The organism is Cellulophaga sp. (genome assembly GCF_039943695.1).
GTDB lineage: Bacteria > Bacteroidota > Bacteroidia > Flavobacteriales > Flavobacteriaceae > Cellulophaga.
Genome location: NZ_JBDVAA010000177.1, coordinates 1 through 21,407, shown reverse-complemented (window position 1 = coordinate 21,407; position 21,407 = coordinate 1). Strand labels below are relative to the sequence as shown.

Annotated in this window: 12 protein-coding genes; 11 read left to right on the top strand and 1 reads right to left on the bottom strand. The window is 32.2% G+C overall.

Annotated features, from left to right (window positions below; all coding sequences use genetic code 11):
- Window positions 1-27: 27 nt before the first annotated feature.
- On the bottom strand, window positions 28-657 hold the full coding sequence (locus ABJD66_RS11695; protein ID WP_348131748.1) for a chloramphenicol acetyltransferase: 630 nt from the start codon (window positions 655-657) through the stop codon (window positions 28-30).
- Window positions 658-824: 167 nt separating this feature from the next.
- Here ABJD66_RS11695 and ABJD66_RS11690 point away from each other — a divergent pair, with 167 nt between their 5' ends.
- From ABJD66_RS11690 to ABJD66_RS11640, 11 genes are all read left to right on the top strand, one after another.
- Window positions 825-2,753 (top strand): FAD-dependent oxidoreductase, encoded by a 1,929-nt coding sequence (locus tag ABJD66_RS11690; protein ID WP_303544120.1) that lies wholly within the window; start codon window positions 825-827, stop codon window positions 2,751-2,753.
- Window positions 2,753-3,892: a hypothetical protein gene (locus ABJD66_RS11685; RefSeq protein WP_348131745.1), complete on the top strand. Its 1,140-nt coding sequence runs from the start codon at window positions 2,753-2,755 to the stop codon at window positions 3,890-3,892. The genes ABJD66_RS11690 and ABJD66_RS11685 overlap by 1 nt, the downstream gene beginning before the upstream one ends.
- Before the next feature lie 9 nt (window positions 3,893-3,901).
- A complete protein-coding gene (locus ABJD66_RS11680) occupies window positions 3,902-5,323 on the top strand; it encodes a carbon starvation CstA family protein (RefSeq protein WP_348131742.1) in 1,422 nt (473 codons plus the stop codon).
- Window positions 5,324-5,546: 223 nt separating this feature from the next.
- Window positions 5,547-8,645 carry a TonB-dependent receptor gene (locus ABJD66_RS11675; RefSeq protein WP_100896513.1) on the top strand — a complete coding sequence of 1,033 codons (3,099 nt, stop codon included), beginning with the start codon at window positions 5,547-5,549 and terminating at the stop codon, window positions 8,643-8,645.
- A gap of 19 nt (window positions 8,646-8,664) precedes the next feature.
- Window positions 8,665-10,470 (top strand): RagB/SusD family nutrient uptake outer membrane protein, encoded by a 1,806-nt coding sequence (locus ABJD66_RS11670; RefSeq protein WP_348131738.1) that lies wholly within the window; start codon window positions 8,665-8,667, stop codon window positions 10,468-10,470.
- Window positions 10,471-10,498: 28 nt separating this feature from the next.
- Complete coding sequence (locus ABJD66_RS11665; protein ID WP_348131735.1) at window positions 10,499-10,963, top strand: hypothetical protein; 465 nt, start codon at window positions 10,499-10,501, stop codon at window positions 10,961-10,963.
- A gap of 136 nt (window positions 10,964-11,099) precedes the next feature.
- Complete coding sequence (locus tag ABJD66_RS11660) at window positions 11,100-13,748, top strand: hypothetical protein (protein WP_348131732.1); 2,649 nt, start codon at window positions 11,100-11,102, stop codon at window positions 13,746-13,748.
- Window positions 13,749-13,982: 234 nt separating this feature from the next.
- Entirely contained in the window at window positions 13,983-14,945 is a 963-nt protein-coding gene (locus tag ABJD66_RS11655) for a hypothetical protein (protein ID WP_100896509.1), read from the top strand.
- Between the two features lie 210 nt (window positions 14,946-15,155).
- Window positions 15,156-18,539, top strand: coding sequence for a prolyl oligopeptidase family serine peptidase (locus tag ABJD66_RS11650; protein ID WP_348131729.1), 3,384 nt, complete (start codon window positions 15,156-15,158; stop codon window positions 18,537-18,539).
- A gap of 758 nt (window positions 18,540-19,297) precedes the next feature.
- Window positions 19,298-20,281: a hypothetical protein gene (locus tag ABJD66_RS11645; protein ID WP_348131726.1), complete on the top strand. Its 984-nt coding sequence runs from the start codon at window positions 19,298-19,300 to the stop codon at window positions 20,279-20,281.
- Between the two features lie 369 nt (window positions 20,282-20,650).
- Window positions 20,651-21,407: hypothetical protein (locus tag ABJD66_RS11640; protein WP_348131723.1), on the top strand; the 757-nt coding region annotated here is incomplete at its 3' end.

Sequence of the window (21,407 nt, the reverse complement as noted above, 5' to 3'; positions counted from 1 at the left end):
CGCAGTAAAATGTGATAACAAGGATTTTTATTTGTTTAATAAAGCCTGAAACTTATCTACAAAAAGACCAACGTGGTAGCCATCTACTAGGCCATGATGCGCGTGTATAGAGACAGACATTGTTTTTGTATTGTCTGTAGTTATTATTTTTCCAAAAGATATTTTAGGGCAACTGTCTGGATATTTGTAGTTTCTTGCATGAGACATACTACTAAAGTTTAACCACGGTAAAGCAGAAAAATGTATTACGTTAATTTTGTCATCTTCACCAGGAAATAAGCTTGTAGATTCTTGCACCTGCTTTATCACTTTTAAAGCGTTATTTCTAAAAGTAATTTCATCTTTATTATAATTTACAAAAGAAAAACCAAAAGTATTGTCTGGTCTACTTATGGTTGGTGATGCGTTTATAGTATCAAATAAATACACCTTATCATCTATAATTCTATATTTAAAATTTTCAATTTGGTTTGCAGCTTCTAATGCACGGTATAAATAATAAAGAAAAAAAGACGTGTTTTGTTCTTTTGCTTTTTTGTATGCTATAGTACAATCTATGGTAACAGTAATACCAAAAAAAGGCTCATCAAACTTAGAAAAAAAATTATAATGATCTTTTCTATTCCAATCATTAATGGCAACCAATGTCTTTGTCATACTAAAAAATTTAGGTAAAAATAATAAAGATAAATGGTAATTAGCGCTTGTATATTAACAATTGGTACGCATAACTACATTATAATTACGCACCAAAACATTTCTTTTTATAAGAACTAGTAATTTGTTCCTGTAAATAATACAGACCAACATTTTAGCATTATATAATGGAAAGAAGAAAGTTTTTTAAAACAAGTACAAAAGGAGTATTAGCAGCTAGTATGTTACCAATAGTAGGAGAACTAACAGCACAAACATCAAACACAGAAGATGTAGCTGCTCCTAATTGGAATACAGATGCAAACGGACAACAATTTCATTTAAATAGAAAAAAAACAATTACAGCAGATGTGGTTGTAGTAGGTGCAGGTATGGCAGGTATTTGTGCAGCAGTATCTTCTGCTAGAATGGGTAATAAAACAGTTTTAATACAAGACAGGCCAGTACTTGGTGGTAATGCTTCTAGTGAAATTAGAGTAACTGTAAACGGTGTACAGAGCTTAAAAAATAAACATATTGTAGAAAGAGAAACGGGTGTTTTAGAAGAAATGCTTATTGAAAACTGGTACTTTAATGAACAAGAATCTTACCCTGTTTGGGATCATGTACTTTATGACTTTGTTAAAAGAGAAAAGAATTTAGAGTTGTTTTTAAATACACAAGCTTATGATGTAGTTAAAGATGGCGATAAAATAAAATCTGTTTTTGCTAGGCAAACCACAACAGAAATGGCATATACATTTAATGCAGATGTATTTATAGATTCTTCTGGTGATGGTTTAATGGCTGCTATGGCAGGTGCAGAGTACAGAATTGGTAGAGAAGGCAAAGAGGAATTTGGAGAATCTTTTGCCCCAGATGTGCCAGATAATTGGGTAATGGGAGATTGTATTATGATGGTGACTAAGGATATGGGTAGACCTATAAAATTTAATCCGCCAGCATATGCAATTCCTTTTGATGCCGAGACTGCTTTTAAAGACAAGCACCGTAAAATTAAACAAGTTAAAGAAGGCTTTTGGTGGGTAGAAATTGGTAGCAATAATGATATTATTGGAGAAAGAGAAGAAATAAAACACAAACTGCTAGCGCGTTTTTATGGTGTTTGGGATCATATAAAAAATTCGGGTAATTTTCCTGAAGCAGAAAATATAGCTTTAGATTGGATAGGTTCTGTGCCAGGGCGTAGAGAATCTCGCAGGTTTATGGGAGATTATATTTTAACGCAACCAGATATGGAAGAATACCGCCACTTTAATGATACTGTTGCCTATGGTGGCTGGTCTTTAGATGAGCATTGCCCTGGAGGAATAGAGAATTTAACCGAGCCAGCTAGTTATTTTCATTCTAGGTTTAAGCAAGTTTATGAGATTCCTTTTCGTTGTTTATACTCTAAAAATGTAAGTAATTTAATGATGGCTGGTCGTAATGTTAGTGTATCACATATGGCGTTATCATCATCACGTATTATTGCTACTTGTGCATTAATGGGGCAAGCAGTAGGTACGGCCTCTGCATTGTGTGTACAACATAAAGTTACACCTAGAGAAATAGGTAAAAAGTACATAAACGACTTGCAAGAACAGTTGTTAAGAGATGACTCTTACCTGCCAAACAGACCAGCAAATGATAAAAACGATAAGGCTAAATTAGCAAGTGCAATTTTTGGTTCTTCTACAATTTCTGGTGATGTAAAAAACTTAGTAGATGGTGTTGGTAGAGATGAGGTAGAAAAAATACACCATTGGCAAGCAGACGGTTTACAAGCAGAATTACAGTTAGAGTGGAAAAAGAATATAGAATTGTCTAGCGTAGAGTTTAAGTTTGATACCAATTTGCAACGTAAAATGATGATGCACAAAAATCCGGCAAAGAATAAAGGTCAGGTTATTGGTGTACCACCAGAATTGGTAAAATCTTTTAAAATTGAAGCAAGAGAAAAAGGGAGTTGGAAAACCATTGCAGAAGTTAAAGACAACAGAACACGCTTGGTAAAAGTTAATTTCAGTACATTAAAAACCAATGCAATACGTGTTACTTTTAATGATACGTATGGTGATCCTAATATTAAACTTTTTGAAGTTCGTTGTTATTAATGTTTATACGATATACCTACATAATTACAGTTGTTTTTTTAGCACTTTTATTTACTGATAAAAGTGCTAAAAGGCATTTAATACAGTCTAAAAACGAAATAAAGCACCATATAAAAGTTCACCACCCTGGTAAAGGACAAAATAATATTGAAGATGCAGTACTTGTAGAAGTAAAAGGCAAAAATAACTTAGCAGTATCTTATTATATGGATGTAGAATCTGTAATTTGTTATGAGAATCTGTGTAAAATTGTTCCTGTGCGTATTATTTGGAACACCATTGGCGAGTATCAAAAATATGAATTAGCAAAAGGTGTAGCCTTAGAAAAGTATGAAGGAGAGCCATACACAGAAGAGGATTATATTAAAACACAAAAAATACTTTTAGACGGTGACTCGCCTTTTAAGAGTATTAGAATTGATGAAATTTTAACCACTGTAAAATCTCACGATATTGTAGATGCTGTTGCTGGTGAAACTTTGTTAGAGCTAAATAAAGAAGACACGGTAGATGGTGCTTCTTTAACGTGTTATACGCTTTGGCATTGGGCACATGGCGCAGTAGTAGAAAAAATAAAAGAGGTAACAGCTTCTAATTTTTCAAGCAAGGAATATGTTGCTTATTTAAATAGTGGTAACCTTCAAAAACAATTGTTTGCTATAACTCAGCTAGAGAATCAGAAAATCTATAAAAAAGACGTAGTAGAAGCTGTAAAAAAACAAACATTAGTTAATGATCAGTTAATTCGTTCTTCTGTTCAATATCTAGAAAAAAACAATTCTTCAGTATACTTATCTATATTAAAAACATTTATAACAAAAGGCAATTCTAAGCTTAAAATTGCAGTGCTAAACTCATTATTGCATTCTAATTTAGAGTTAAGTAGCACATATTTAGCAGATGTAAGCTTAATTTTATCATCAAAGGTAACGTACCAAGAAATGTCTTTATTTTTACGTTTATTGCAAAAAAACAATGCTGCTGTAAGTAAGCAAGTCTTAAACAAATTAATGCCATTATTGCAAAAAGATATTCTAATATCCAGAAACGTTTATTGGTTTTTACAAGATAAGAACTTAACTGCATCACAAAAAAATATACTTGCCAGCTTTGCCAAAAAACATAAAAATCAACTTTAAAAAACCAGTATGATCTCTTTTGTAATTTGTGTAGTAATTTTAGTACTTGGTTATTTTATATATGGTAGCTATGTAGAAAAACAATTTGGCATAGATGTAAACCGTAAAACACCAGCAATAACAAAGGAAGATGGTGTAGATTTTGTACCGCTAAAACTAGGTAAAATATTTTTAATTCAGTTTTTAAATATAGCAGGTTTAGGTCCTATTTTTGGTGCTATATCTGGTGCACTTTGGGGACCGGTAGCTTTTTTGTGGATTACCTTTGGGTGTATTTTTGGAGGCGTAGTACATGATTACTTTTCCGGAATGTTGTCTATACGTCATGGCGGACAAAGTATACCAGAAATAGTAGGCAAGTATTTGGGCAATGGCGTTAAACATTTTATGAGAATTTTTGCCGTGGTACTGCTAGTTTTAGTAGGCGTTGTTTTTGTAAAAGGACCAGCAAGTATATTGCAAGAGCTTACAGGTGTTAGCGCATCTACAATGGTTATAATTATATTTTTATACTACATTTTAGCAACTATGATACCTATAGACAAGCTTATTGGTAAAGTATACCCATTGTTTGGGTTATCTTTATTACTTATGGCTTTTGGTTTATTTGGAGCATTAATTTTTCAAGATTTTACCATTCCAGAAATTAGTTTTGCCACTTTACAAAATATGCACTCAGATCCAGATATATTTCCTGTATTTCCGTTAGTGTTTGTTACTATTGCGTGCGGAGCAATATCTGGTTTTCATGCAACACAATCGCCTTTAATGGCTCGTTGTATTTCTAATGAAGCAGATGGAAAAAAGGTATTTGCTGGTGCAATGGTTACAGAGGGTATTATAGCCTTAATTTGGGCAGCAGTAGCAATGTCGTTTTTTGGTGGTGTTAGCCAGTTGGGAGAGACAATGGCACAAGATGGCCATAATGCTGCTTGGGTGGTAAATATAATATGCAATACTATGTTGGGTAAAGTAGGTGGTATTTTAGCTGTATTTGGAGTAGTAGCAGCACCAATAACATCTGGTGATACAGCCTTTAGAAGTGCACGCTTAACAATTGCAGATTCATTTAAAATAAATCAATCTAAACTGTCTAAAAGATTATTAGTTACCATTCCGCTTTTTGTTATTGCTGTGGTACTTACTAAGGTAGATTTTGCTATTATTTGGCGTTATTTTGGTTGGTCTAATCAGGTAATGGCAACTATAGTTTTATGGGCAGCAGCAGTATATATGAAAAATAAGGGTAAAAAAGCGTGGTTTATAATTTTACCTGCCGCATTTATGTCTGCCGTAGTAACTACATATATATTGGTAGCACCAGAAGGTTTTATGTTAAACTACACCTTGTCATATAGTATAGGTATACTGGTATCTATAGGGGTAACCGTTTTATTTTATGCCAAAAAAACAATAGTACGCAGTACATAGTACTCTTTTTATACTCACTTTCTTATAGCTAATAATACCGTATTTATAATTGGATTTTTGTTTTAATTATCTAGTAAACAGTCTTTTGTACTAATATGCACATATTATTTACCATTGAATACAAAAAAAAATAGAAAGTCAATACCTTCGATATTAGAAATAACATCAAATTAACAATATGTGTTAATAGATGTTTAATTTTAAAAACAACTAAAACTTAAAAATGAAAAAAAACAAACTCAAAAACGCTACAAAGTGGAAGCTGCCACTTTATGTGTTGCTGTTGTTGGTTGGTATTAGTGCTTATGGGCAAAAAACAACCATAACAGGTGTTATTAGTTCTACAGATGATGGTATGCCATTGTTAGGGGCTAATGTGTTAGTAAAGGGTACAACCATAGGTGTTGTATCAGATTTTGACGGTAACTATAGTATTAGCGCGCCTAGTGACGCTACTACTTTAGTATTCTCTTATATTGGTTTTAAAACTAAGGAGGTTGCAATTAACGGGCAAACAGCTATAAATGTGTCATTAGAATTAGATGCTGCTCAGTTAGATGAGGTTGTAATTATTGGTTACGGTACATCTACCAAAAGAAAAATGGTAGGCGCTGTATCTACCTTAGATACAGAAAAGTTAGAGCAAACTCCGTATATGAATGTTGGTGAGGCATTGCAAGGGCAAGTTGCAGGTCTTATTGTACAAAATAATGGAGGTGGCCCAGGAGCTTCACCGTCTGTATCTATTCGTGGTGGTGGCAGTCCACTATACGTAATAGATGGTGTTATTTTAGGAGAACAAGATTTTAACGCCATTAACTCAAACGATATAGAATCTATTAGTTTCTTAAAAGATGCTTCTGCAACTGCCGTTTACGGTTCTAGAGCAGGTAATGGTATTGTGTTGGTTACAACAAAAAGAGGTAAGGATGGTAAAATGAATATCAACTACTCATACAACTACCAAATTAGTGAACCTACAATTTTACCAGAGCAAATGAACTCTTACCAGTACGCACAAGTACAAAATAGAGCAAGTGCTTATGAAGGTTTACCAGTACCATATTCTGATGCACAATTAGAAACAATACGTACGCATGCAGATTTAGATACTTACCCAGATAATAATTGGTTAGACTTAACATTAAAGAATTTTGCACCAGAGCAACGCCATAATTTATCTTTAAATGGAGGTAATGAAAAGGCAAACTATTTTGTTTCTTTAGGATATGTAGACCAAGGAGGAATTTTAAAAGAAGATGTTGTAAACTACGAGCGTTTTAATATTAGAAGTAACCTAACCTCTAATTTTGAAAAGCTAGGTTTAGAAGTAGGCTTAAATGTAAATGCAAGTTTAGAAAAATACCAAGAGCCTTACCCAGGAATGTTTAGTATTTGGCGCGCTGTAAACCAAAATACAAGTGCATTGTACAGAGGTTATAATTTAGACGGTACACTTGCAGGTGGTGGTAACGGAGACAACCCATTAGCATTAATAGATCCGGATGCAGGTTATAATAGAACAAGAGATAAATTTATAAACACACAGTTAAGTCTTAAGTGGCAAGTACCTGGTGTAGAAGGTTTAAAACTTGGAGCAATGGCCAACTACAGAGATGGTGATGGTTGGGGTAAATTATGGGAGTATAATGTACCGCTTTATATGCAAGACGGTTCTATAGCACCACAAAAAGCACCAGCATTAAGTCAATCTTCATATTACAACACCAGTACTTATTTAGAAACAAGCATATCTTACGGTCGTACTTTTGGCGTACACGGTATAGATGCAACTTTTGTATACAACAGAGCTAGTAATTTTGCAGCAAACTTAGCAGCATCCCGTAGAGATTATATTTCTGGAGCAGTAGACCAATTATTTGCAGGGCCAGCAATTGGTAAAGATAATGATGGTAGTGAAAGAGAAGGTGCCAATGCAGGTTATGTTTTTAGATTAAAGTACGATTATGATTATAAGTACATTTTAGAATTAAGTGGTCGTTATGATGGTAACGATAATTTTTCAGAAAAGAAACGTTGGGGATTTTTTCCGGCATTTTCATTTGCGTGGAATGTTACAGAGGAAGATTTTATGCAATCACTTAAAGAAAAAAACATAATAAATTCTTTAAAACTAAGATCATCTTACGGTAAAACAGGGGTAACACAAGGTGTAAATAGGTTTGGTTATATTCCTGTTTATAATTTAGAAGCAAGTGCTTATACTATTGGTGATGCTTTAGTAAATGGTTATTCTGAAGGTAACTTGGTAAAACCAGACGAGCTTACTTGGTATACAAGAGAATCTTTTAACTATGGTTTAGATTTTTCATCAATGGGTGATAAGTTAAGCGGTACTATAGAATATTTTAATTATAAAACTACTGGCTTTTTAGTAAGTCCAAAAAATGTGTATTCTCAGCCTTTAGGTAAAGATTTACCACAGGTAAGGTCTAACTCTGCACAGCGTAGAGCAGGTTTTGAGCTTGGTTTAAGGTACAAAGGTGGTAAAGGAACAGATTTTCAGTATGAGGTTGGTGCCAATTACTCGTATTTTGATCAGTTATGGGAACAGTTAGATACAGAAGACCAGGCTACTTTATACAACCCTTACACAAGACAAACACACCGTACAGATTACTGGCAAGGTGGTGCAGTTTACCAAACAGATGGTTTATACCAAGGTGGTCAAGACCTTATAAATAATCCTAGGTTATTGGGTTCTACACAAACACAAGGCGGAGATATACGTTATGTAGACTCTAACGGAGATGGTAAAGTAGATGAGCAAGATAAAAGGTTGCTAGGAAAATCTTCTATACCACACGGAACTTACGGTATAGATTTTAAACTTAAATACAAAGGTTGGTCTATGTCTGGTTTGTTCCAAGGAACAGGAGATAGGTACATTGGTTTTGATCGTTTTATAGCTGCAGAGGCCAAAAGGTTAACGTATGTGTACCAGTTAGATTATTGGACGCCAGATAACCCAAATGCATTGTATCCTAGACCAACAACTAGTGTTGGTGTTAATGGTGGTAATAATGATATTATTAGTAACCCATCAGACTATTTCTTAAAAAATGCAAAATACTTTAGACTTAAAAACCTTCAGCTTGGGTACGATTTTAAAAAGACATTGTTAGCAGATGCAAAAGGCTTATCAACCTTTAGAATGTTTATAAACGGAACCAATTTGTTTACTGTATCTCCAGTAAAAGATTTTTTTGATCCAGAACAAGTACAAGGCAATGCAGGTATTGTAGGTTACGGTTACCCAGTACAACGTACATACTCATTGGGTTTAACTGTTGGATTTTAATAACGTAAAAAAGTAAGCAATGAAGAAAATATCAACATATATAATAATAGCTATACTAGGTTTTACTAATTTTTCATGTGATGATGATCTTTTAGAAACTAAACCGCTAGATAAGTATACAGAACTAGATGTTTGGAGCGATTATAACTTAGCGCAAGGCTTTGTTTATAATACCTACGCATCTGTAATACCAGAACTAATGGTAAACCCATTAGATCCAGACCCAAAAGGTGGAGGCGCTGGTGTAGATGATTTTACAGACAATATGGTTTTAGTTAAAAACAACAAAATAGCATTAGATCTTATAGATCAGTTTTACGATGCTGGTTGGGCTAAAAATAACTCGTATTACTTTTATGGTAATGCACCATTGGGTAAAAAAGCACCTATAAAACAAAATTCTTTTGAGGTTATTAGAGACTGTAATTTAATTATAGAAAAAGTAGCAGCATCAGAAGGAATACAAGAATCTGCTAAACCAGGTTTAATTGCACAAGGTAAAATGCTACGTGCTTTAATGTACTTTTCTAAAGCAAGGTTATTTGGTAAGTATGTTATTGTAGATAAGGTGTTAACAGAAGAAGACAATTTAAAGTTACCACGTTCTAAAACCATTAAAGAAACGTATGATTTTATTATAAAAGATTTGCAAGAAGCAGCGGAAGATTTGCCATTGGCTAATAATGCAGAACCAGGTAGCTTAACTAAAGGTGCTGCATATGCATATTTAGCAGAAGTAGCTTTGCACGGTGCAGCGTATGTAGAAACTGGTAAAGACGATTATTACAAAATAGCTAAAAAAGCTAGTGAAGATTTACTTGGTTTAGGCTATGCTTTAGATGATGATTATGGGTCTATTTTTAATAGTTATGATACTGGCTTAAATTCATCTGGTATTATTTTAGGACTGTATTCTAATATAGATGCTACTTTGTGTGTATTAACACCTATGCAACGTACAATGCCTAATATGGAGGTTGCAAAAACAACAGGCACACCACAGTTAAAAGAATCGTTTTTAGGGTGGACAACCTGTATGCCTTCTGCAGATTTAGTAGATGATTATTTGGTTGCTGATACAGATGGTGTTGCCAAAAAGTGGGACCAAACTAGTTACTATCAAGACTATTTAAATACTGGCGGTTTTTTGTCAGAAGCTATTTATAATGAACACAGAGATGCACGTTTTTATGCATCAATAGTGCAAGATTCTTCTAAATTCTTTTCTAACACTGTAACTACTAGAGTAGGTGGTAATATGCATTACGCTCAAAGTACAAAAGGTACAGAGGCATCTACAATTTCTGGTTATTTTTTACGCAAAGGTATTTATGAAGATATAGAAGGGTATAAAGCTGTTGTTTTTACAAATCACCACCAAGTAGCAATGCGTTTGGGTAGAGCATATTTAAACTATGCTGAGGTTTTATTACGCTTAAATGATGTGTCTACTGCGGTAGAGTATATAAACAAAACAAGAACTGTACACGGTAAATTACCTGCACTATCTACTGGTATTACAAGCACACAAGCTTGGGATATGTATAAGATAGAACGTAGAGTAGAATTGTTTTTTGAAAATGATAGATACTGGTCTCTTTTACGTTGGGGTAAAGAAGATGGTGGTGGTGTAATATCAGAATTAAATGATAAGCAATACACTTATTTTGAAATTTCTGAAGACGGAAAATCTTTTGAGAGAAAACCGGTAATACTAAAAGTAGGAAACCAAAAGAAAAGATTTAGTCCTAAGCGTTACTTGTTTCCTGTACCGCAAAACGAAAGAATTTTAAACGATTTACTAGACCAGAATCCGGGTTGGTAATCTACTAACATATTAAAGTATATTTCTTATGAAAAAAATTATAACACATATATTGGTACTGTTACTTTGTATACTAAGTACTTCTTGTTTAAAATCTGGTTTAGATGATTTGCCTGCCTTTAGTGATGCAGAAATTACAAGTTTTAAGTTTGAGTATAGGTGGATTGATGACACTACAGACAATAACAAACTACAGGTAATACAACTACCTACAGAAACAATGATTAATACAGAAGACGCTATAATTAACTGTATTATAACTGTACCTGCTACCAATGCAGATTTTTCTGCGGCAGTTAGGGATAATGTTACATTAAGCACAATTGTAGGGTATACAGATATTTCTACGGCGGCTACCATAGCACCGGTAGGTAGTGCACCAACACTTGGTAAGGTAGCAGACTTTAGTGCAGATACAATGCAGTATAAAGTTACAGCCGCAGATGACTCTAGTAAAGTTTGGACCTTAGTAATTTCTGAATTTATAAAGTAAAAATTAGAATGTATTATGTTTAGGAATAGGAGCTAAACGTATGTTTGTTATCTTGTATTAAGAGTAATGATGTTCTTAAATAGTACTACTTTTTAAGAAAAATCATTGCTCTTTTTTTTAACCAAAACTATTAAAAATGAAAAACCAACTTATATGTATACTAGCATTTATGTTAATGCTAGGTAGTGCTTACGCACAAAACTTTATAACAGAAGGCAACGGCATACGTAACGCTATTGTAGCTAACGTAAACAAAGACCAAATTTTATATTTGTCAGAGTTAGATGGTGCCGTAGCTGCATACACACTCTCTGGAAAAAAATTATGGAGTCAGCCAACTACAAACCCTGCTGTGTTATTTAAAATAGTAGCTGCAGATATTACAAATAATGGTAGAGATGAGCTTATAGCGGCAAGTGCAAACGGCTCTATTTACTGCTACAACAGTACAGGAAAAGTTCTTTGGACGTTTACTCCAAAGGATAAAGTTAGGTTTAGTGAGGTTGCTGTTGTAAACAACGGAAAACCACAAATATTTGCAGGTGGTAATAACTATAAATTGTATGAGCTAAATGCTAAAGGCAGTTTAGTTTCTACCACAAAAATAGATGGCGTAGTACGTAAACTAATGCCTGGTAATTTTATAGAAAAAGACAAGCAGAGTCTTTTTGTAATGACCTATGTGCACGATAAATTTAGATGGGACTTTTTTGGTTTTTTAAATCCAGATACTAAAGAGGTTGTTAGGCGCTTAGACTATAAAAACAAAGAGCACAAGCTATTAAGTAAATCTATGCTTACAGATTTTGTTGTAGCAGATATTAATAATGATGCTTTAGACGATCTTTTAATTTTTGGAGATACTTCTTTTAAACCATTTTTTACTGCATTAGACGCTAACTTTAATCAGTTAATGGAATATAGCAGTGGTGGTAAAAAAGGAACACAGAGGTATGCACACAGCAAAGGAGCATATTTGCCAAAAAACAAACAAATAATGTTTCAGCATGGGAGCATAATTTATGTGTTAGATACCAAAGGTAAGGTGGTTGCTACAGCAGGCGAAAAATACAAGGGCAAAGTGTATAGTGATATTACGTACATACCAAGTAAAAACAGTTTATTTGCGGCAGGTGAGGTAGATGGTGGTAATGCAGTATATACTTTTAATGTTGCTAAAAATAACTGGTGGAACACAACCCAAAAAAAACAAGGTAGAATGTTAGAGGTTGAAGAAAATTTAGCCAAACTATACCAACAAACATTAAATTTTAAGCTACCAGCATACCAACAAAAATCTGATAAAGATTGGGTAATGATTACCTCTAAAAAAATAGATGCTGAGGTTGCAAACTTAAACGGAAACAACGTAACGTTTGTAATACAAAGATCACCAAAAGAAAGCACAGAGCGTTCTGGTATGGTTAAAATTATAGGCAAAGAAGCACTTAAAAAAGACAAACGTGGTAAATACCAAGACTCTAGAGAAGACATTGTGCAAATGGCAAGAGATTTTGAGGCTAAAGGACAACCATTTACTTTTTGGGCAGGCCACGGTAATGACCCTTTTTACATACAAATAGAAACCTTAGAGAAAATATTAGAAGTAGCACCAACCACCTGTTATGGCTTTGTGTACGCAGAAATGGCTAATGTAGAAGACCCAAGAGTACAGTATTTTGTAAGAGAGTATATGCCTAGATTGGCAAAAGCAATCAGAAAAAATAATAGAGCCAAATTGTATTTTAGGTACAAAAATATGTTTTGGGCAGCAACGTCTCACTTACCTTTATGGAAAGAGATGTTCTTTTCTAAAAAGTATAACGATATTTTAGTACCGGCCTCCGAGGATACAAGCAACAGAACTCAAGACCTTAATTTAGCAGGCCGTGTAGGTATGCAGTCTAGCGGTTATGTAAACGATTTTGCAATGCGTTTAATAGACGACAACCCAACAAGTTGGCGACCACTTTCTCCAGGTGGGCAGCGCTCTATATCTCCTTATTTAAGACAAGGTACTTTAATGGCAGCCTATGGCGCAAGGTATGGTGTAGTGGCAAACAACCCATTTACAGAAGAACCAGGCTTAAATATCTTATTTGCGTTAATGAAATCTGGCGTGTTGCCTGTAGTAGCACCAAAAGACATACAGTCTATTAGTGCATGGCATTTAATACAAAACGTAGATGAAAAACTAATACACACCGTAGATACACACCATGATTTAAAACAATACAGCACAACAGATGATGATGCCGTATTTTCATATGCACAAATGCATTGGGCAGGCGTAAACATACCAGAGCACGATTTTTCTAACGCTGCATTGGGTGTAAAATATAGGTGGTTAAACTATATGCCAGTACTACCAAACGGTATGGTACCTGTGGCACCTGTAGAGGCAAAAACATTAATTGAAAAACAAGGAAAACCTTATTTTGTATCTACAGCCAAAGTAGGTATTAGAGATGGCGTTAAAGTACCTGCAAAAGAGTTTGGTGCAGTTATAAAAGCAAAAGTAGCAGAAGGTGCAAAGCAGTTACCAATAATAGTTTCTGGTGCATCATGGAGCGCTATAAAATTAGATGAAAACCACACACGCTTAATTTTAATAGACCCAAACTATATAAACCCACAAAACACAAAAGTTACCGTAACCTTTACTCACAAAACACCAAAGCAAATAGTAGATATTTTATCTAAAGAAGAGTTAACAGCAACCAATAACAAATTAATAGTAAAAGTGCCGGCAGGATCTATGCGTTTTATAGACGTAGCGTATTAAGTACTTAACAATTATTTATTTTCTCCTTTTATACTAGCGTCTACAAACTAGTGTAAAAGGAGATTTTTTTTTGATACTAAATAGTAAACAAACACCCAATTACTACCATTTATAAATTATTTTTATACAATTACACATATCCGTAATTGTACCACAAAAAATGTTTTTATATTGTAAGAAAATTAAGCGCGTTAAATTTGTAGTTGCGTTTACTAACTAGTTGTAAAACATTTGATGAAAAACTTTTACTTAATAACAATTTTAGTTTTAGCAATTCTATCCTGTAATAGAGGCAATGAAAACGTTGGGACAATAATTAATGGAAAAATTTATTCAACTGACTCTGGAATGGTTTACCTTAATGAAATTAATCATTTTGACAATTTGAACGAGAATTATACAATCGATTCAACATCTATTTCAAAAAATGGAGAGTTCAAATTCAAAAAACATAACCTAAATTCAAAATTAGTTTCAATTGCAACTAAAAAGTTTAAACCATTTACATACCAAATATATAGTTCGGCACCACAAACATACTTTTTCGGGAATTGCGAAAAATTTTTCACCTCAATACCTACTTTCTATATTACAAATGAGAAGTCGATTAATATAAATTGGATTGAAACACAAAGTATAGATTCTATAAACAGTCCAAACAATACTGGTATTCAACAAATAAAACTGCGAGAATTTTATTTAAATTCAAATAAGATTGACAAGAGCAAGTTAGATTATGACCAAAAATCAGATTACAAAACCAATTGGGAACAAATGCTAATAGAGAAAGAATTTGATTTAAAAGTAATTGACTTGAACAACATTAAAATTGAAAACAGCTTCGATAACTTTTTATACTCTGAAATTTACCTCGGGCATTTAAACAAATATTTAAACTGGTTTGAGAAGTACTACCCTGAAAAAGTGGAAAGTTCAATTAAAAATCCTGAATCTGACAACTTTTATTCTGATGTTTTCAAAGAGTATAATAAACATAAATGGAATTCTAAAAGTCTTGAATATTACAAGTTTACCGAACGTTATGTTAATTACAATATGAATATTCAGTCTAAAACTTTCGAGAATTATTATAAAACTACACAAGACAAAAGAAAAATGGCTGAAAAGGTTCTGAGTAAAAAAAATAGAGAAAGATATTTAAAACTAATAGACGAAAGAACAAAAAACGTTTTGTAACAACGGCTATAATTAATATGGGTTTAGGTGCTTAAAATTAAGTTTAGTACTTTTTAACCAAGTCCGCCAAACCTTTTTAATTTGGCTTTTAAAAAGTGAAAAATTAAAAACAAAATATAAAAATTCGGCTCTGTGTTAATCCGAAAAGTTAGTGTCTTTTTGTACGCTACGTTTCATACACAAGTCCGTTAGACACAAGCAAAAAAATAAGTGAAACAAATTCTTTATATATTTCTAATACTTCCACTTTTTTCTTTTGGTCAAGAGATAAGCATACTTGTTTTGGATTTTGAGACAAATGAACCATTGCCTTTCGCTAATATCTATTTCAAGATATCTGGAATAGGAGCCTCAACAAATATGGAAGGATTAGCTTCATTCGAGCAATCTGACTTAAAAGATAAAGATTCAGTTGTTGTGTCCTATATTGGATATGACAAGCAAACACAGCTTTACTCAAAAAATAATCCCAAAACAACGTTTCAAATAAAACTTAAAAGTTCTCTTCAAGTTCTTTCTGAAGTTGTTGTGACATATGCAAAGCCTCCAAAGCCAGAAAAAATAATAAAGACTGCAATAAAAAATACCTCTAAAAACTATAGTAATAAACCTATAATTTACCAGTCACTATATCGAGAAACGATTGAGGAAAATGACACTTTTATTCAGTTAAATGAGGCTATTGTCAATACACATTATACCGCATATCCACAGAAAAAACTAGATCGGAAAATTTGGGAAGATTGGTTTTATGATGAATCATATGCTTCTGAATTAGAAGGCAATCGATTTTTTCATCCTTTGCTCAAAGATTTCAACACCAAAGAAGATAAACAAGTTATCCTTGCTTCCAGGCATTCCGACAATTTGAGCAATTATGGAATAGAAACAACACTTATAGGAGGTCCATTGCTTTTATTTGCGTTTGATAAAATCAAATATCAATATGACTTTTTTAATCCTGCTATACTGAATAAATATCATTTTCAACATCAACCAACTGAAACCATAAATGGTGAGGCTTGTTATGTTATTTCATTTTATCCAAAAACAACCAACCGAAATTTCAGTATTGATCAATCAAGAAAGAATAAATCACCAATTTATATTGGCAGAATTTACATTTCAAAAGATTCCTATGCACTATTAAGGTTTCAATATAAACTTGCTATAGACAGGGACTTTGGGTTCTTTGCGAAACGTATGCCTCTTGACTATCAAGTAGAAATGAACTACAAAAAACAAGGTGGTTTATATCATATCCAAAACATCAAATTTTCCGAAACTAAAAAAGTCGGTGTTGAAGAAAATGGAGAATCAATTTTGCATAAAGCAAATAAGGAGATTTATGTTGTTGATATACAAACTGAAAATGTTAAACCATTTACCGACTCTTCCTTGTTTAAATCAACTCGCTTTTCTTCTATCAAACATTACAAGAACAATTATAATCCTGGTTATTGGATGGAAATTGAATTAGCAGATTCTCTACAACTTAGTCCGAAAATAATTTCAGACTTAGAAAAAAATCAACCGTTGCTCAAACAATTTGAAAGTCATAAACAAGAACAAAAATTAGATTTACCAATTCCTGTCGCCTCTAGGAAGCATTTTTCCTTTAATTACCACAACACTTCTTTAATTGATAGTTTACACTGGATGGCACTTCCTGCCTATGAAAGTAAACTTAAAGCGTACTTGACAGATGAAAACAAGTATGCTAGAAACGAATTAATTGAGGATAAGAAATACCAGAAAAAACTGTTTGAACAGTTAAACACTTTCTATGAAAAAACATCAGACTCCGAAAGAGAGATTAAACCCAACAGCTACTTCTTTGAAGAAGATAGTTTGAACAATGATATTTTGTACTATCAAAACGACTCTATCAACAGAGTTGAAGTATTAAATCTATCGTTATTCGAAACCAAACATAATGATGTTTTTATAAAGCGGTTTATTCCTAATAAATCGAAATCTATGATTTTGGTTCTTTATCAAAAAACAGGTGTAATTGGCGATTTTGCTACTATATTACCTTTTGGAGAGGATATTGAGATTGATTCGATTTCCAATGTTTATACTGTTCAATGGCATTCAGATTCAACTATTCTCTACACAAAGACAAGTGACATTGGTAGTGCTAGAGAACTTTGTTTTTATGACATACGAAACAGGATGAACTCAACAATTTACACTGAGTATAATCCTGAATTTGATGTAGAAATAACAAAAATAGACGAACTTCTTTTTTGTACAATCCAGTCCAAAACAGAAAATGAAGTCTATCTAATAAAACCCAATTTACCTTTTCCAGAAATAGAACTCATAAAAAAACGAGAGAAAGGAGTTATTGCAAAAGTTAAAATAAAAAATGGAATTTATTTACTTGTGAATGATGAGAAAGTTGGAAGTTCAATAGAGTTTCATACATTCTCTGACCCTGGCAACCAATCACTATTCACCAGCTCTTATAAAGACGATTACATTGTTGACATTCTTCCAATGAAGGACAAAACAATTGCTTTGGTTTACGATAAATCTATGCCCAAATTAAAATTCATAGGACATAATGATGATAAATGGCAAGAACTAGAACTTAAATTAGGAATAGGTGATTACCATCTTATTTCAACAGATGATACAACAAATAGCTTTTTGTTTTCATTTAGCTCGCCATCACAACCTTATTCTAAATATAAGTACAACTTTAACACATCCAAGTTGGATGTTGTTTCAAAAACCGAATCAGTAAACCCTATTTACTATAAGTACATTTCTACTAAACGTATTTGGGCTAAAAGTCATGACGGTGTTAAAATTCCAATAACAATTGTAAAAAACAGGGCTGCAACCAAAAGTAATAGCGGATTAATTTTAAAAGTTTATGGTGCTTATGGTGCTATTACTACTCCTTCTTTTGACGCTCAAGATGCCATATTGTTAGAACAAGGTTATACAATAGCATATGCCCATGTTAGAGGTGAGTCAATATTAGGTCAATCATGGTATAAATCAGGTAGGGAATTACAGAAAGAAAAGTCAATTTTAGACTATGTTGCATGCGCAGAGTATCTCATTAAAAAAGAGTATACCACTTCAGAACTGCTCATTGGGTATGGAAATAGTGCAGGTGGATTAATTGTTGCGCAGGCTACAAATCTAAAACCAGAGTTGTTCAATACCATTATCTTAGATCACCCTTATTTAGATGTCATAAATACAATGATGAATGATACTCTTCCTCTTACAATAGACGAATACAAAGAATGGGGGAATCCAAAAAATAAAGAAGCTTACGATTACATTCTAAAATATTCCTCTTATCAAAACATTATACCGCAACAATATCCAAATGTGTTATTGATTACTAGTTATCAGGATTATCAAACTCCTATTTGGCAAGTAGCAAAATATACGGCTAGGTTAAGAGAAAATAATTTATCTGATTCAGAAATAATAATGTTGACAGATATGAATAGTGGACACATTGGAAATACAACAGGTAAGGAATGGATAAAACTGTTCGCTGAAACATATTCATTCACTAAAGAAAAAAATAAAAACCCAGTGCCTAACAAAACCTATAAGTAATAGCGCCCTGCGGGACGCTACTACTCATAGCCAAAACGTTAAGCAATATTAAAAAACAACAATGAGAAAAACATTTACTTACTTAGCTTTAGTAATTCTGTTTATTTTATCAGGGCTTTTACTTCACAAGTCTTTCTTCGAACTTTCAATAGCTCTGTCGACCGAGTATAATATAAAAATGATAACGACGAAGATGAATTCCCAATTTATTTCGCAGATTTTCTTTGCGGTGGTTATTGGAATTTTACCGCTTTTATATTTATGCGTTGCAAGGCTGACCAAAATAAAATTCTTAAATAAGGGTTTAATAACTTGTGGAATAATATTACTAAGCGGAATATTATTTTGGCAACTCAGAATTTATTTAGTTAATGCTGAATTGGAAAAAATGGCCAATTACAATTTGGGGAATGAAATAGACATATCCTATAATATTAAAAATGCGAAATACAACTTGTTTTTACTTTTGGGGTTTGTTGCAGGATCTGCTCTAAGTATATTCATATACAGAAGTCGGAATAAAACACAGAACCAATAAAAACGCGTGGCAACAAAGTATATCAGAAATAGCTCAAGTCGTTGCTAACACAAATGTTTGGGCATTTTTTGAAAGTCGCCAAATTTTAAATTTGACAATTTCCAATAGAAAAGATAAATAATAAAATTTAAAAATTCGGCTTGTGTTTCATCCGAAAAGTTATCGCTTATTTTGAGCGCTACTTTTCATATACGGAGCCGTTAACTACAAACTAGCACGAATGATGAAAAATAATGATAATAAAAAGTGGCTATTTATATTAGCCATTACATTAATTGCATTTACAATATTAATACCTATAAAAATATATACCCAATACCCTTACTTAATTTCAATTCTAGGTGGTATTTTATCAGGAATATCAATTCAAAAAATTTTATTTTCAAAATTTAAAGATGAAAAACCAGGATGTATATATATTATTACACCACCAATATCTATTGGTATAATAATATTATTGGTTTTGACATTCAATTATAGAAAAGAAAGAAGACTAGCATCTAATGGAAAGATTGCAGAGGGTAAAATAATAAGTAAATTATCGTTAGAGTCAAGAAAGGGGGAAATAAATGATTTAACCATCCAATTTACTACCCCTCACAACAAAACTATTCAATTTACACAAGATGTTTCAAAAGACATATTAACTTCATTTAATAGTAATGATAAAATATCAATAGTTTATGACCCTGAAAATCCAATAATTGCACAGTCATTGCACAACAATGAAATTGTCAAAGCCTATACAAATCGTAAAAATGAATGTTTACCGTTTAAAAACCTCATATCGTTTAGTAAAAGGCCAAAAACTATAAAAAAAGAAATTACAAATTTTGGAATTTGGACTAATCAAACATTAATTGAAGAAAAGGGGATTTGGGTTAATATTCCAAATCAAGAAACACTAATATCAAATGGAAAATACATTCTTTACAAAACTAAATCGACGCATCTATTTGTTCTTCAAAAGGGAATTAAGGAGAATCAATTTAAAGAAGTAAATAACATTGATAATTTAGAAATAAAAGATATTGTAAATGAAATATTACCGATTAAAGGTAAAAATTATATATTTCAAAATGAAAAACAGATACTAATATTAAATGAAGAATCGAAACTAAGATCCCATTTAACACACAGTTTATCAATGCCAGAATTGCATTACACTATTAAGATTATGAATAAAAATAGTAAAAGTATGTAGTTAGCACATTATAAAATTCATTGCTAGTTCTAGCCTACTTACTAAAATCTTATCAGATTTTTAGGTCAACAACGTTTGTTATATTTAACATTAGGATTAAGCAAGAAAATTGAAACAAATTTAGCGATGAATATATTGAACTTAAATTGTTAATAAGCTATATACAAAACTGAAATTTCTGTGCTTTCAACAAAAATAAGATCAAATATTTAACGAATTTTATCGTACATTTAAATATTAAATTTCTGATCTAAAAAGGTTGTTAAACATTAAATACAATATCCATAATTTATGAAATATTTAATTTTATTCTTTCTCACTACACTTATTCTTACTAGTTGTAAAACACAGAATACGCGGAATAAGGAAATGATTGAATTTTTATCAGAAAGAACTAAAGACAGAACTAATACTTTAAGATTAATAGATGGAGATTTTTCTTTAAATAAGTTAGAAGATAGTATTTCATTAAAAGACATTGCCAATATCAAAGCATTAGAATCGAAAGGCTATGCTATGTATAAAGATAAGGTTTATTTAAATGATTCGATTAACGCTTACAAAAACATAGAGGATTATTTTAATTTAATAGAAGTTAGCCAAGCAGTTGATTATATTAATTTGAATATTAATTCCACTAAAACAATCTTTGATATACTATCAGTAGATAGTTACTATACTGATTATGTCTATTCACCTGTATATATAATTAAAAAATTATCTTATGAGGATGGTAGTTCAACAAATATCAATGATACTTTGCGAGAATTTGACTTCATAAAACCTGATAAATTTGAAAGCTCAAAAAAACTGAAAAGTATTTTAATAAACATAGAGTTTGACTATCCTATTGTTAACCAATATAATTTAAATAGAGAAAACAATATAGGAACCATAGAAAGAGAAAAAGTTAGGTTAACTAAAATGAGTAATAAAAGCTTACAATTAATACTTCCAACAAGTATTAATGAACGAATAGTAGGAATAAACCCAATATGTTATAATGGTAAAGTGTTACAAAAAAAATCTGGAGGCTCCTCCACATTATTCCCAAGAAATCATCAAGAGAAATGGCTGAATTTTAATAAAAAAATGAAGCAAAAAGTAATAAATAATACTTTTATTG

Coding starts and splice junctions, on each gene's coding strand:
- ABJD66_RS11695 (WP_348131748.1), bottom strand. CDS start 657: ATGACAAAGACATTGGTTGCCATTAATGATTGGAATAGAAAAGATCAT.
- ABJD66_RS11690 (WP_303544120.1), top strand. CDS start 825: ATGGAAAGAAGAAAGTTTTTTAAAACAAGTACAAAAGGAGTATTAGCA.
- ABJD66_RS11685 (WP_348131745.1), top strand. CDS start 2,753: ATGTTTATACGATATACCTACATAATTACAGTTGTTTTTTTAGCACTT.
- ABJD66_RS11680 (WP_348131742.1), top strand. CDS start 3,902: ATGATCTCTTTTGTAATTTGTGTAGTAATTTTAGTACTTGGTTATTTT.
- ABJD66_RS11675 (WP_100896513.1), top strand. CDS start 5,547: ATGAAAAAAAACAAACTCAAAAACGCTACAAAGTGGAAGCTGCCACTT.
- ABJD66_RS11670 (WP_348131738.1), top strand. CDS start 8,665: ATGAAGAAAATATCAACATATATAATAATAGCTATACTAGGTTTTACT.
- ABJD66_RS11665 (WP_348131735.1), top strand. CDS start 10,499: ATGAAAAAAATTATAACACATATATTGGTACTGTTACTTTGTATACTA.
- ABJD66_RS11660 (WP_348131732.1), top strand. CDS start 11,100: ATGAAAAACCAACTTATATGTATACTAGCATTTATGTTAATGCTAGGT.
- ABJD66_RS11655 (WP_100896509.1), top strand. CDS start 13,983: ATGAAAAACTTTTACTTAATAACAATTTTAGTTTTAGCAATTCTATCC.
- ABJD66_RS11645 (WP_348131726.1), top strand. CDS start 19,298: ATGATGAAAAATAATGATAATAAAAAGTGGCTATTTATATTAGCCATT.